The organism is Acidaminococcus sp., from assembly GCF_050873445.1.
GTDB lineage: Bacteria > Bacillota > Negativicutes > Acidaminococcales > Acidaminococcaceae > Acidaminococcus.
This window is the reverse complement of sequence record NZ_JBNMIU010000028.1, coordinates 15,281-28,677: the sequence shown is the minus strand read 5'-3', so window position 1 is coordinate 28,677 and position 13,397 is coordinate 15,281. Positions and strand designations below refer to the sequence as shown.

General features: G+C 49.4%; 13 protein-coding genes. 6 read left to right on the top strand and 7 right to left on the bottom strand.

The genetic code is table 11. The annotated features are described in order from the left end of the window. Positions 1-267: 267 nt before the first annotated feature. Together ACR0QW_RS06330 and ACR0QW_RS06325 are read right to left on the bottom strand one after the other, a co-directional pair. The gene (locus ACR0QW_RS06330) at positions 268-912 is read right to left on the bottom strand and encodes a YitT family protein (protein ID WP_432642864.1); all 645 of its coding nucleotides are present in this window, start codon (positions 910-912) and stop codon (positions 268-270) included. Between the two features lie 100 nt (positions 913-1,012). Continuing rightward, on the bottom strand, positions 1,013-1,954 hold the full coding sequence (locus ACR0QW_RS06325) for a LysR family transcriptional regulator (protein ID WP_432642863.1): 942 nt from the start codon (positions 1,952-1,954) through the stop codon (positions 1,013-1,015). A 162-nt stretch (positions 1,955-2,116) separates the two neighbouring features. Here ACR0QW_RS06325 and ACR0QW_RS06320 point away from each other — a divergent pair, with 162 nt between their 5' ends. The 6 genes from ACR0QW_RS06320 to ACR0QW_RS06295 all read left to right on the top strand — a co-directional run bounded on the left by ACR0QW_RS06320 (position 2,117) and on the right by ACR0QW_RS06295 (position 10,187). Next, positions 2,117-3,190 (top strand): C45 family autoproteolytic acyltransferase/hydolase, encoded by a 1,074-nt coding sequence (locus tag ACR0QW_RS06320; RefSeq protein WP_432642862.1) that lies wholly within the window; start codon positions 2,117-2,119, stop codon positions 3,188-3,190. 75 nt (positions 3,191-3,265) lie between these two features. Further along, positions 3,266-4,714, top strand: a complete 1,449-nt coding sequence (locus ACR0QW_RS06315; RefSeq protein WP_432642860.1) for a YfcC family protein — start codon at positions 3,266-3,268, stop codon at positions 4,712-4,714. Positions 4,715-4,974: 260 nt separating this feature from the next. After that, on the top strand, positions 4,975-7,449 hold the full coding sequence (locus tag ACR0QW_RS06310; RefSeq protein ID WP_432642859.1) for an EAL domain-containing protein: 2,475 nt from the start codon (positions 4,975-4,977) through the stop codon (positions 7,447-7,449). 193 nt (positions 7,450-7,642) lie between these two features. Beyond that, complete coding sequence (locus ACR0QW_RS06305; RefSeq protein WP_432642865.1) at positions 7,643-8,209, top strand: GTP pyrophosphokinase; 567 nt, start codon at positions 7,643-7,645, stop codon at positions 8,207-8,209. A gap of 19 nt (positions 8,210-8,228) precedes the next feature. Beyond that, complete coding sequence (locus tag ACR0QW_RS06300) at positions 8,229-8,909, top strand: response regulator transcription factor (RefSeq protein ID WP_432642858.1); 681 nt, start codon at positions 8,229-8,231, stop codon at positions 8,907-8,909. A 9-nt stretch (positions 8,910-8,918) separates the two neighbouring features. Next, entirely contained in the window at positions 8,919-10,187 is a 1,269-nt protein-coding gene (locus ACR0QW_RS06295) for a sensor histidine kinase (protein WP_432642857.1), read from the top strand. A 139-nt stretch (positions 10,188-10,326) separates the two neighbouring features. On the opposite strand, the gene ACR0QW_RS06290 is transcribed toward ACR0QW_RS06295, so the two are convergent. From ACR0QW_RS06290 to ACR0QW_RS06270, 5 genes are all read right to left on the bottom strand, one after another. After that, positions 10,327-11,400 carry a tyrosine-type recombinase/integrase gene (locus tag ACR0QW_RS06290; protein WP_432642856.1) on the bottom strand — a complete coding sequence of 358 codons (1,074 nt, stop codon included), beginning with the start codon at positions 11,398-11,400 and terminating at the stop codon, positions 10,327-10,329. Between the two features lie 211 nt (positions 11,401-11,611). Next, a complete protein-coding gene (locus ACR0QW_RS06285; RefSeq protein WP_432642855.1) occupies positions 11,612-11,767 on the bottom strand; it encodes a hypothetical protein in 156 nt (51 codons plus the stop codon). 145 nt (positions 11,768-11,912) lie between these two features. Continuing rightward, entirely contained in the window at positions 11,913-12,692 is a 780-nt protein-coding gene (locus ACR0QW_RS06280) for a hypothetical protein (RefSeq protein WP_432642854.1), read from the bottom strand. Between the two features lie 14 nt (positions 12,693-12,706). After that, entirely contained in the window at positions 12,707-12,973 is a 267-nt protein-coding gene (locus ACR0QW_RS06275) for a hypothetical protein (protein WP_432642853.1), read from the bottom strand. Then, positions 12,970-13,368, bottom strand: coding sequence for a helix-turn-helix domain-containing protein (locus ACR0QW_RS06270; RefSeq protein WP_432642852.1), 399 nt, complete (start codon positions 13,366-13,368; stop codon positions 12,970-12,972). Before ACR0QW_RS06270 ends, ACR0QW_RS06275 begins: the two co-directional genes overlap by 4 nt. Positions 13,369-13,397 lie beyond the last annotated feature (29 nt).

Genomic DNA, 13,397 nt, shown 5'->3' with positions numbered 1-13,397 from the left:
TAACGAGACATATCTATGCTCCTTTCAGTTCTTCGTGGTGGTTGAGTTGAAATTCAGTTTAGGTATGTCTTATTTTATATAAAACATAGGGGTCTTGTGAACAGGAAGTCCACAAGACCCCAACATTTATTATAGAACCAATAAATATCAAAGTAAGATCATCCATGTGGGAGCTGTGGATTGAAATATCTATAGTGGAGATGGGACGAATAATGGGGCTGGTCGCACCCCATAAGGGGGTGCATGGACTGAAATATGGGAGAAAAATCAATCTCTGTAATCAGCAACGAGAAATCGAAAAGGATGGTTCGGAGGACAGGTGATGATTCCTTTCATGACAATATCAATCACGAAAGAACTGGTGGCAGTGTAAACAATTCCATACCAGATGGTAATCAGTTCTTTGTAAATAAAAGCGGCGCCAAGGATGACCAGTCCATCCAGCAGACAGGTAATCTGGCCGATGGACAGGGAAGGTTCTTTTTTCTTGAACGCCAGGATCAGGAAATCACTGCCTCCTGTGGAGGAGTTCTGTAAATAGATCAGCGCAAAACCAAGACCGGCGAAAATGCCGGACAATATGCTTGCAATCAAGCGGCCTCCCTGGAAAACCGGCAGATGGATGGCAACAAAATCAATGAAAAAGGAACTGATGACCATGGTTTTGATGGATCTCAGGAAAAAGTCCCTTCCCAGATACCGACAGGCAGCGAATCCGATGGGTACGTTGAGCATGAGAATCAGCTGACCGATGGGCCAGCCCGTAAGCAGATTGAGAATCAATCCCATACCAGTAATCCCTCCAGGGGCAAAATTGGCCTGTTGGGCAAAAACAATGGAAACTCCGATCAAGAAGGAACTGAAACAATCGATTACTACTTCAAAAGCAATATTTTCTGCTGCCGGACGCATTTTATTCTCCTCCCTACCTGTATCAGCTATGCTTTTATTATAGGAAGAAAATAAAATATAAATCAAATTACAAATTATAGATTAAAAAATAATTTATTACTTATAAACTACGCCAGTATCCAGAGCGGGAATATTCCTGGATCAGATTGATGAAAAATTCCATGGGCCTGGACAGGTATTTGTCTTTGCGATAGATGATGCACAGGCGAGTTGGAAAATCTCCTTTATCCAATTTGAAAAAAGCCCCTTTCTTCAGGGCAAAGGCAGTGGAATCCTGGGTCAGTGCAAAGCCGATGCCTGCCTGGACCAGGCTGTATACTGTAAATCCTCCGGAAATGATAACGGCTTCTTTTGGCTTGAAACCATAGGCGCTGTACACGGAATCATTCCATTTGCGGGAACGGGGGAATTGAGGCGTACAGATAAACGGCTGATCCCGTACTTCCTCCAGGCTGACGGGACGGCGCTTCCGCCAGTCGAATTCTGCTTCAGCTTCCCTGGCCAGAGGATGATTGGGAGGTGCCATGAGCAGAGTGTTATAGGAAAAAAGTGGCTGGAAGACCAGTTCACTGCGTACAGCCGGTTCCATATCGGCCAGTTCCATTACCAGAGCAAAATCCAGTTTTCCTTGATATACAAGGTTCTCAAATCCTGCAGAAGAGCGGGTATTGACGACCAATCGTACGTGGGGAAATTTTTTCTGGAGCTTCGGCATAAGGACAGGCAGGAACTGGAGAGAACGATTGGGAGAAAGACCAATGGTCAAGTCACCGGAAACCTCTTCATTCATTTCCTGCAGCTGCTGGCACATATTTTTTTCGATAAAGAACTGTTTTCTGGCTGCTTCTACCAGTACTTTTCCTTTTTCGGTCAGCTGCATGGCCCCGGCATGTTTTTTAAAGATTTTGATGCTATACTGCTGCTCAAAATAACGGATGGTCTGGCTTAAGGCCGGCTGGGTAATGAACAATTGCCTGGCGGCTTCTGTGACAGAACCTGTTTCTGCGATTTTTAACAGGTATTCTAATTTTCGGCTTTCCATGAAATTTCGCCTCCTGCTTTTATTGTAATGGAGAAAATATAAAAATACAATAAAAAATAAGATATAGCTAATAAAAATATGAAAATTATACTATTTGATTTATAGACTGAATACTCGTATGATAAAAATAAGAAAATGCAAGCAGCAAAGGAGAAATTTTCTATGGGACGGTTTCAAGAAATTTATATCAAAGGACAGGATCCTTTTGAGCGGGGACGGCAGCATGGGGAGCAGACCGCAGATCGGATCGTACGGATTTGTAATGGATATAAAGAAAGTTTTGCGAAAAAAGGCTACACCTGGGAAGAAGCCCTTTCCATGGCACACCAGTTCATTCCGTTCCTGGAACAGGAAATGCCGGATTTGATGCAGGAAGCAAGGGGCCTTGCGGCAGGTTCTCAACAACCGCTGGATGTGATCATGGTCCTGAACCTCCGCTATGAACTGCTGAAATTCAAAAAAGAGTCTCCTGAGGATATCGTAAAAAATGGGGAATGTACCTGTTTTGTTGCCTTGCCGGAAGCCACCCGCAATCACTGTACGCTGAGCGGGCAAAATTGGGACAAAGGGGCTTTTGTCAAGGAAGAACTGTACGTACTCCATATTGATGAAGGCAATGGAAACCGGATCGTCGGGCTGTCTGAACCGGGGCAGCTGATCCGCAACGGCATGAACACCGCCGGGATTTCCCTGAATGCGTCCACTCTGCTTTCTACAGAAGACCGGAGGGGCTTGTGTATTCCCACCAACTTTATCCGGCGCAGGGTTTTGCAGTGCCACAGTTTTGCGGAAGCCCGGAAAGTGATTGAAGGGTTCCGTCCCAAAGTATCTTTGAATTATGTGCTGGCCAGCAAAGAAGGGGAGGGTATTGTTTATGAAACCAATCCTCTTGAAACGTATGTGATTGAACCGGCGCAGGGACTCATCGGAAAGGGCAATGATTTTGTCTGCAATCCGGCCATCGACCGGTTTACGCCGGCAGATCCCTATCATGCCCGTCATTTTCGCGGGCAGAGGATGCTGGAACTGCTGAAGAAAAGGAAGGGGGATATTACGGAAGAATATCTCATGGATTGCCTGAGAGATCATTATGGGTATCCTGGTTCCATCTGCAATCATTTAAAAGAAAAGAATCTGATTACCATTGCATCCATGATTTATAACCTGGAGAAAGGGTATGCCTGGATGAGCTGGGGAAATCCCTGTGAAAACGAGTATGACAAATATATTTTGTGAAAGGATGCGGGAAATCATATGATCTGCATCCATTGAAATGGGGAACTCAACTGAAACCCAAGGGGAGGGAACAGTATGGAAGCAACTAAAAAAATAAAAGAACCGGAACACCTGATCCAGGCAAAAAAAGCAACGAAATTCAAATTGCCGGATACCTATCTGATTATTGTAGGGATTATGATCTTTGCTGCGATCTTGACGTATATCATTCCAGCTGGTGTCTATCATATGAAAATGGATCCTGTGACAGGAAAGAAAGTCCTGGATGCTTCTACATTTCATTATGTCAAACAAACGCCTACTACACTCATCCAGTTCTTACTGGCCTTCAGCCATGGCCTGAAAAAACAGGGAACCATGATTTTGAATGTAATCCTGATCTGCGGCTGCTTCCATGTGGTCAATGAAACGAAAGGGCTGTCGAATTTTTTTGCCTATGTCATTGCCCGGCTGCACAGCAAAGTTTTGCTGATCATTCCTATCATCATGGCTTTGTTCGGATTCCTGGGCAGCACGGGAGCCCTGGTCAATTCCACGATTGCCTTTATCCCGCTGGGACTGGTCATTGCCAGCCAGATGAAGATGGACCGGGTCTTTGCCATGGCTGTGATTTATCTGAGCACATTTGCCGGCTTCGGGTCTTCTTTCATGTCCGTCAATTCGGTCCAGGTGGCTCAGCAGATTGCAGAACTGCCATTGCTGTCCGGCAGTGGCTTCCGTATGGTTGTTTCTGCGATTATCGTAGGTGTTTCCATTATCTACAGTCTGATTTACTGTTTCATGGTACGGAAAGATCCTACGAAGAGTGTACTGTGGGGGACGACTGCCTGGGGCTTTGATGATCTGGATGCTCCTCAGGTCGATTTTGAGAAAATCAAACTGGATTGGCGGGATGCTGTCATCTGTCTGCTGACCTTCGGCAGCTTCGGACTGTTTGTTTGGGGAGCGATTACCCAGCACTGGGGACAGGATATGATGGCTGCCTTTATGGTCTTTGTAGCTGTTGTGGGCGGCTGGGTCGGTCATATGAACTGTACGCAGATTGCCAGAACTTTTGTGGAAGGGGCACGGAAAGTCCTCTACGGCGTATTGCTGATTGGATTTGCCAGCGGGATTTCCCTGATCATGGCGGATGGCCGTATCATCCATACCATCATCCATGCCGTCAGCATCCCCTTATCCCATATGAGTGGGCCCTGGGCTGCTGTATGCATGTTCTGGTTCAATCTGCTGTTCAACTTCTTCGTTTGCTCGGCCAGCGGACAGGCGGCCATTGTCATGCCCATCATGACTCCGATGGCTGATATTGTCGGATTGACCAGACAGGTAGCAGTCCTGGCTTATCAGTATGGAGACGGGCTGTCCAATACCATTTTCCCGGTCAGCAGCTCTCTGGTCGCTTCGCTGGCCATTGCCGGTGTACCGTTTGACCGCTGGCTGAAGTTCCAGATTCCCCTGTTTTTGATCTGGGTGGCCATTGCATCCGTGGCAATCAGTATTGCTGTGTTGATCGGCTACCATTGAGATATGGAAAACGACATGGAAAAAGAACGAGAGAATATAATAATATAGAAAGAACCTGTTCTTTATGACCTGCCCTCTGCTTGTTAGACCACGGATCTAATGAGTAAAGGGCAGTCTTTACAGTAAAATATAACAAGTTTTATTCTTTCGAAATCGAATCTTTTGTGTTATAGTCATACTGGATAAGTAAATTTTTATATAAAAAATTCGTGTTTCAAGATATTTATAGAAGAAGGTGGGTCTCTTTGCGGACTCCTGAAATGCAACAAAATGATTTTAAACAATATATTCTTTCTCATTTTGCGGAAGCACTGAACAAGCACTGGATTGAACTGTATGTGCAGCCGGTGGTGCGGACTTTTACCGGCAACATTTGTGCCTTTGAAGGCCTGGCACGGTGGAACGACCCGGTTTACGGCCTGCTGCCTCCGGGCCGGTTCATCCCGGTGCTGGAGAAAGCACGCCTGATCCATAAACTGGATATGCATATGCTGGAATTGATTTGCCGGTCTCTGCGCTGCTGGATCGATACGGGGCACCCCATGCTGCCCGTTTCCTTCAACCTGTCCCGGCTGGACTTCGATGCGATGGATGTGTTTGCCGCCATCGAGAATATGCGCCGCAAGTACGATATTCCCCGGGATCTGCTGCGCATCGAGATTACGGAAAGCATCATCGCCCAGACGGGAAACAGGGTCATACCGGTGATAAACCTGCTGCGGAGCAGCGGCTACGATGTGTGGATGGATGATTTCGGCAGCGGATATTCTTCGCTGAACATCTTGAATCAGGTGGATGTAGATCTGCTGAAGCTGGATATGGAATTCCTGCATCATTTTACGAAAAAATCCCGGCAGATCATCGTCACGTTGATCAATATGGCCAAACGGCTGCATATGCATACCCTGGCTGAAGGGGTGGAAACAGAGAAACAGCTGGAATTCCTGCGGGAAATCGGCTGCGACAGGGCCCAGGGCTTTCTGTTCAGCCAGCCTCTGCCCTGGGAACAGGTCATGAAAAAGATGGAAAGCCAGGGGCGCATCATTGAAAGCCGGCGCTGGCGTTATTATTATGATGCGGCCGGCAATGCCGTCCGGGAGAGCAGCCAGCCTCTCGCCCTGCTGGAATATGACGGGGAAAAATGTACCCTGCTCCACAGCAATGCTGCCTATGAGGAACTGATGAGTTCTCTGGACGATCCCATCCATGCGTCTGCGAAACAGGAGTTTCACGAGAAGGTGAAAAAGAATCTTTATCAGGATTTCCTGGGATTTTTGGCCATGCTGCGGAAACAGAAGGAAACAGACAGCTTTTTCTATTCCAGCGGCAGCGACTACATCAAGATCCAGGGCCGTTTTTTGGCGGAAATGGATGGACGGAGTCTGTACCAGCTGAAAACGGAAAATATCACCCGGAACACGGAACGGCTGGAACAGGTGAAACTGGACAAAAGTCTGCGAACCCTGTACTATTTCTATGATTCCATCGATCTGGTGGATTATACGAAGGGACATATGGAACCTCTGTTTAGCCATAACTCCCAGTACTGGTCGCTGCGGTCCTATCTGAACAATCTGCCTGCCCTGACGGAAAAGTTTACTTCAGAATGGGTGCTGCGGGAGGATTGGGAGCGGTACCGGATGTTCATGGATTTTGCTACACAGCAGCAACGGCTGAAGAATAGCCCAAAAGGCCTGCTGGCCGACCGCTTTCGGGTGCGGAACAAGGATGGCAGCTTCGGGTGGAAGGAAGTGGCCATCATGCAGGTGGCAGAAAGTGACGGGAACCAGGCCCTGATCACCCTCCGGAGCATTCCCTACGGAGACAGCCAGCGGCCGGCGGAACCGGTGATGCTGACGGACCGGACGATTCCGGATGCGGTGCTGTGGAATCAGCTCATGCGCAGCACAGCGCTTTATTATTTCTGGAAAGACCGGAAACGGCGGTTCCTGGGGGCTTCCCAATCCTTCCTGGACGTATACGGAATCACTTCATTGGAGGACATCCTGGGCAAGACGGACGAGGACATGGGCTGGTATGTGGATGGAGACCGGTTCCGGGAGGACGAGTGGGCTGTTCTGGAAGAGGGCTGCAGCTTCTGGGATGTGGACGGTGAATGCATCATCAAGGGACGGATACGGCATGTTTCTGCCAGCAAATGGCCCGTATACGACCACGGACAGATCGTGGGGCTCATGGGTCTGTTCTACGATGTGGATGACTGGCGGCAGCGGATGGATGCCATGCTGCACCAGTCCTGCCTGGACCCGGTGACCGGGCTTATGAACCAGCATGGATTTGCGGATGCCCTGCTGAACTACGAGGAACGGTGGTGCAATCAGAAGCAGGGGTACGGGGTGATCCTGTGCCAGAACCTGCAGAGCCGGCGGATCCTGGACAGCTTTGGTGAAGAGATGAACCAGAAAGTGCTGCGGAAACAGGCGGACTGCCTGCGGGATCAGTTCGGTAACCGGGCAGTGCTGGCCCGGCTGGGAGAATCCCGGTACGGGGTGATCCTGGAAAGTGAGAATCTCCAGGAAATGGAACGGAGAGCCAGAGAAATCGTGGAAGATCTGGACGGTATCCACCGGGTAAGAGGCAATGAGGTCACCATGGATTTCGTGGCGGTGACGGCTCACTCCAGCGAACCGGACGTGCAGGGTGAGCTGTTGTATCAGAAGGCCAGGAAGAGGCTGGCAGCACGGATTGGCAACGGCTATGGGGCCGGACAATAACTGGAAGAAAGGACCTGTTTCCTGGGGACAGGTCCTTTTTTTGTGCTCTTTTCTTTTTTCACTCAAATTCCACAATCCTATGTTACAATATGGATACCAACGAGCGGGTTCACTGATTGCCAAAGGAGGAAACGCTGTGAACGAATATCCGGACAATACCTACGCAGCCTGGCGGCCAGTTCTGGAACAGGTCATGCAGCGCCTGGTCGGGGGCATCGAACAGTACAACGAAACTGAAAAGCAGAAAACCGGTCAGAGTGCCTATGAGCACCTGATTTACCGGATAAAAGGCGTGGACAGCATGGAAGAGAAATGCCGGCGAAAGAAGCTGCCGGTGGATGCGGCTTCGGCGCTGCATACCATCCATGATGCCATCGGCCTGCGGATCGTTTGCCGCTTTTTGAGCGATATTGAACGGAATATCGCGGATATCCGTCAGATTCCCGGCTGCACCATCATCCAGGAAAAGGACTACATCCACAACGTAAAACCCAACGGCTATCGGTCGTATCACATGATCCTGCGGCTGGAGATGCCTTTTGCCGATGTGGCAGGCCATGTGCCGGGCATTTTCTATGCGGAAATCCAGCTGCGTACCATTGCCATGGATTCCTGGGCCAGTTTGGAACACGAAATGAAGTACAAACACGAAATCAAAAATCCGGAACTGATCGGCCGGGAATTGAAACGGTGCGCCGACGAACTGGCCGCCTGCGATCTCTCCATGGAAACCATCCGGAAACTGATCCGGGAAGCCTGAGGAAAGGAGCCATCCCTTTATGAAAATCCTGCTTGCAGAAGACGAAAAACCCATGTCCATGGCTCTGGTGGCTGTGCTGGAACACAGCGGTTACCAGGTGGACGCCGTGTATGACGGCCAGGCGGCTGTGGATAAGGCCCGTCAGAACATTTACGATGCCATGATCTTCGACATCATGATGCCAGTAAAGGACGGAATAACCGCTTTGACAGAACTGCGGAAAGAAGGGGACCGGACTCCGGTGATCATGCTTACGGCCAAGGCGGAAGTGGACGACCGGATTACCGGCCTGGATGCCGGTGCGGACGATTATCTGACGAAGCCCTTTGCCATGGGCGAACTGCTGGCCAGGCTGCGCAGCCTGGCCCGGCGGCAGGAGGATTTCAACCGGGATATGCTCCAGGCGGGCAGTGTGACGCTGAACTGCGCCGAAGGGGAACTGTCCAGCAAAAGTGCCGTGCGGCTGTCTCCCAAGGAAACCCAGTTGATGAAGTACTTCATGCAGCATCCGGGCAAACCCTGTGATACCCAGCTGCTGTTCAGCCATGTGTGGCAGGATGAAAAGCAGGAAGAAAAAGGCATTGTGTGGATTTATGTGTCCTACCTGCGGGAGAAGCTGCATGCCATCGGCGGCAATCTGACCATCACCGGGCACCAGGATGGGGCTTTCACGCTGCAGAGTGCTGCGGCGGTACAGTAAGGAGCAGGCATGGATATCATTCATCGTCTGCGGCGGAAATTCCTGCTTCTGGCATTCATTGCTGTAGTCATCATCCTCACTGGTGCCCTGGGCCTGATCAACGCCATCACTTTCATGAAAATGCGCAGTGAGGTGGATACGCTGCTGGACGTGATTGTGCAGAACGACGGCATCCTGCCCGGCCGTCAGCTGGGTACAAGCACCCAGAGCTGGCTCAGCGATCCGGAATGGTACAATGATACTCCGGAATTCGCCCACCAGACCCGGTATTTCAGCGGTATCGTGGCCGACAGCGGCAAGCTGCAGCGGCTGAACCTTTCCAATATTTCCGCTTTTACCGAACTCCAGGCTCTGGAAATCGCCAATAAGCTGGCGGAAACGGATTCCAGCCAGCCAGTACGGGGCATGTTCAAGAACAAGCGGGCCAGTTATGCCTATGAGGTGGCGAACCGGGACAGCGGGGGCAAGCTGGTGGTGGTCATGGACTGTACACGGGATGTGGGGGCCGTGGAGGCATTCAGCCGTTATTCCCTGCGGTTCGGCCTGGTGTGCGTGATCCTGTATCTGCTGGTCCTGGGATTTCTGTCCAACTATGCCGTCCGGCCTTTTGTGGAGAACATGGAGAACCAGAAACGGTTCATTACCAATGCGGGCCACGAATTGAAGACCCCGGTAGCGATTATCTCTGCCAATGCGGAAGCCCTGGAGCTGATCAGCGGAAAAAGCCAGTGGACGGACAACATCCTGATCCAGGTGAAGCGGGTGACCCGGCTGATCAACGAACTGATCATGCTGGCCAGGATGGGGGAAAAAGACCAAAGACAGCTGAAACTGGAACCTGTGGATGTGAGCCAGTGCTTTACGGATGCGGTACATTCCTTTGCTCCGGTAGTGGAAAAGGACCAGAAGCATTTGGAAAGCCGGATTCTTGAAAACATCGAAGCAGAATCGGATCCCAGGTATCTGTATGAGATTTTTACGATTTTCATGGACAATGCGGCCAAGTACTGTGATGAGGGCGGTACCATCCGGGCGGTACTGGAACCCCATGGCAAGAAGGGGTTCAGGGCACTGGTGTCCAATGATTACAAGAATGGAGAAGGACAGGATTATACGCATTTCTTCGAACGGTTCTATCGGGGAGACGAAAGCCACAACAGCCAGAAGGCCGGCTACGGCATCGGTCTTTCCATGGCCCAGGAAGCCACAAGGCTTTTGGGCGGCAGGATCCAGGTGGAGTACAGGAACAGGGTCATCACGTTCGGGGTGGAGTTCTAAGCTTCACGCCATGGTTTGCAGACTCTGGACAAAATACCTCTGTATGGTCTATAATATTTAAAATCTGATAATAGAGCGTGAAACCCCGCATTTCTGCGGGGTTTTTCTTTATGACGGCAAACAGACGGCAAAAATAATTTCAAAAGATATCGTTGACCGCTTTTGCCGCAGCCAGCTGGATGTCTTTTGTGTTGTTGGCGTATGTGATGCCGACCGTCTGGATGGTATCACCCAGCAGGTTGGCCACCAGGTTGATATCACCGGTCTCGTGTAACATCAGCGTGGCATAGGTGTGCCGGAAGGCATGAAGGGAACGCCCAGGGTAATGCTTGTGGATGTACTCATTAATGTAGACCTGTATCGTCCGGAGCCTCTCGGGAGGGAAGACCGTTCCGTTGATCCGGAATGGCTGCGAATCCCTCCATTTGCGCAGCGTTGCCAGTACGACCCTTGGCACCGGTATCGTCCGATTGCTGTTCTTTGTCTTGCAGGGGGTCAGCCCGTAGGTGGTACGGCTGGTCCTGGCCCACTGTTTGCAGATCTTGAACGTACCGGCTACAAAGTCGACGCAGTCCCATGTCAGTCCCCGGATCTCTCCAATCCTCATCCCTGTTCGGCTGGCCACCAGCACCACAAGATAGCAGAGGGGGTCATGGCCATGTTTCTGGTAGTGATCCAGAATCTGGGCGACTTCCTCACGGGTGAAGGCTCTCGCCGCTTGCTCCCGACGATCCTGGACCTGGGGAACTTCAAGGGCCGGGTTCGTCTTAATGATCTTGTATGTAATAGCATGGCGGAGCACACGGCCGATAGCTGCCAGGGAAAGATTCTTTGTCCTTGCGGCAAATGGAAGACCATTGATCTCATTCATCAGCACGGGTGGGGTGATATCCTTAATGGGCAGATCCAGGAGATTCGGCAGCCGTTTGATCCTGTCCCCATAAGCCAGCATGGAACTGTAAGTCAGCCGCCCTTGCATATCACGCTTGAAAATGGCCCAGAACTGGCGCAAGGTGATGGCCTTTAGGGTTTTATCAAGTGTCGTGCCAATCTCTTTTTGGGCGGCTTCCAGCAGCTCATCCTGGTGCTGCCGGGCCTCACGCTGGGTCTTGAAGCCTTGTTTGGTCTTCTGCTTCCATCGTGTTCCTACTTTGTAAGATAAAACCAGGCAGACGCTGCCGTTCTTTTCTCGATAACTGAAACTATATTCCATAAAAATCGGCCTCCTTCTGGGCAGAAAGGGGCCGACTGTGGTAAAATGATACAGTAAGCCCCTGTGAGACGGTGGTTTGCGTTCTCCCTGCTGGTACTGCGAATACCAGCAGGGATTTTTTTTCTTCTATAGTCCTAAAAATCAGAATAGAGCTTTCGGGTAGCATTCGTATGTTAATCTACTCGAGCTTTATCAACGTAAAGAAAATTAATCAACGGTGCTGCTCTGGAAAATCCAGACTGTGTTTCGTTTTCTTTCCCCATTTTTCTACCTCCCGGGCAATTCTCTGACAGCGGGAGATATGTGCCATATATTGTGCTTTTAAACTGTCAGCATTGATCCGGATAGGTTTATCCACAGATTGCATAAAAAAACCTCCCCAATACTGGAGAGGGTATTCGCACTGGTCCCCGTAGAGATTCCAGCACTCTTCTGCTCTCCATTATATGTAGCACTGACTAATTTGTCAATTTCCCTGGACAGTGCATAGTTCGTATTTCGATGTTGCTCGATTAGAAGAGTTGTTGTGCATTAAACACCATATGGGTTGGTTTTAAGTCTCTGCCTTTCCCCTCGAACTGAGTTTTCCAGGGACTACGAAGCATAGCCCCAAACCCATTTTGAGCATCTACGCTCCCAATGACTGTAATCACGCCCTGACTTTTATAGTATTTAAAAGTTGATTCGTCAAATTTCGCCGTGCTAGGGGCTTTCAATATTTTTTTGACCATTTCCTTACTCATAATCATTGCAGCGGCTTCTTCGTCAGAATTCATTACATAGTCACTAATTTGGTGAACGGCTTGACCATTTTGCCAGAGATCAATCGCTCGATATTTAATGGTCTGTAACTTGTTATTATCATCTAAGAAAATACGGATGGTATCTTTGTCCGGATTATACCCATCGGTGGCATGGACATCCAATGTATAATTGTGATCTCCCTGCTTCGTGGCATCGTTGATCTTATCGATTCCGACGGAAGCCAGCGCATCTTCAATAGCTTGAGACTGCTCAGCGCTAAAACCATAATAGCGGCCAAAGATATGCTTTTGGGCTTCTTGCTGTGCCTTCTGTTGGGCTTGTAGTGCCTTTTGCTGAGCCTGCTGTTCGGGGGAAGGGTTAGTAACGCCGACACCGATAAAACAGATTATACCGACTAAAAACCAGGTTCCAATGGTTTTCTTCCGACTCCATGTGCGTTTCTTGAACGTTCCCCATTTAGGATTGATAAGTGAAACTATCATCATTATGAAACTGATAAACAAGAGAACCCCAAAAATTACCTGCATAAATAAAACTCCTTTCATTCTCCATCTTTTACGTAAATCTCAATGCCTTCCGAAATTTGAAACTTATCTGAACTGGCATGGCACGACGCCTCAATGGAACCCACATCTTCTTCTTTGAATAAATCACCTCCTGTGATGTGGCTGATTTCATGCTTCATGGCCAGTTTTTTCTTTTCATCTGAGAGATTATCATTGATGATGATTGTGTAAGAATCATCAGGGTTTTGCTGGACGACAGCCGGCACACGGGGCGGCAGATCCTGATAAGTGACTATGATCATTCCTTGATCCCCTCTTTCGCCTTGAGACCGTTGATTACGGTCATGACCACTTTGACGTCATCGGGGGTCAGGTCTCTGCTGGCATCAAATAAAATTCTTTGACCTGGATTATCGTGAAGCTCCTGGGCGATACGGGCCGTCTCTGGATCCAAATAATAGGCCTGTTTCTTGTTGCCATTTTCTTCAAGAAAGTAGCTCTTGGGTACGCCGAAATAATCCGAAAGTTTCTGAATAATTCCCATCCTGGGAAGCGATTTTATGAGCATCCACTTTCCAACGGTAGATTCACTAACACCTAATAATTTGGCCAGCTCCGCTTGATTCATGTTGTTTTCCTGAAGCAAGGCAGATAATCGTTTGCTGAAAAGTTTTTTTAATTCCTCTGCAGTTGGCATCGTATCAAGCCTCCTTGCGGTTTCATTCT

Coding starts and splice junctions, on each gene's coding strand:
- ACR0QW_RS06330 (WP_432642864.1), bottom strand. CDS start 912: ATGCGTCCGGCAGCAGAAAATATTGCTTTTGAAGTAGTAATCGATTGT.
- ACR0QW_RS06325 (WP_432642863.1), bottom strand. CDS start 1,954: ATGGAAAGCCGAAAATTAGAATACCTGTTAAAAATCGCAGAAACAGGT.
- ACR0QW_RS06320 (WP_432642862.1), top strand. CDS start 2,117: ATGGGACGGTTTCAAGAAATTTATATCAAAGGACAGGATCCTTTTGAG.
- ACR0QW_RS06315 (WP_432642860.1), top strand. CDS start 3,266: ATGGAAGCAACTAAAAAAATAAAAGAACCGGAACACCTGATCCAGGCA.
- ACR0QW_RS06310 (WP_432642859.1), top strand. CDS start 4,975: ATGCAACAAAATGATTTTAAACAATATATTCTTTCTCATTTTGCGGAA.
- ACR0QW_RS06305 (WP_432642865.1), top strand. CDS start 7,643: ATGCAGCGCCTGGTCGGGGGCATCGAACAGTACAACGAAACTGAAAAG.
- ACR0QW_RS06300 (WP_432642858.1), top strand. CDS start 8,229: ATGAAAATCCTGCTTGCAGAAGACGAAAAACCCATGTCCATGGCTCTG.
- ACR0QW_RS06295 (WP_432642857.1), top strand. CDS start 8,919: ATGGATATCATTCATCGTCTGCGGCGGAAATTCCTGCTTCTGGCATTC.
- ACR0QW_RS06290 (WP_432642856.1), bottom strand. CDS start 11,400: ATGGAATATAGTTTCAGTTATCGAGAAAAGAACGGCAGCGTCTGCCTG.
- ACR0QW_RS06285 (WP_432642855.1), bottom strand. CDS start 11,767: ATGCAATCTGTGGATAAACCTATCCGGATCAATGCTGACAGTTTAAAA.
- ACR0QW_RS06280 (WP_432642854.1), bottom strand. CDS start 12,692: ATGCAGGTAATTTTTGGGGTTCTCTTGTTTATCAGTTTCATAATGATG.
- ACR0QW_RS06275 (WP_432642853.1), bottom strand. CDS start 12,973: ATGATCATAGTCACTTATCAGGATCTGCCGCCCCGTGTGCCGGCTGTC.
- ACR0QW_RS06270 (WP_432642852.1), bottom strand. CDS start 13,368: ATGCCAACTGCAGAGGAATTAAAAAAACTTTTCAGCAAACGATTATCT.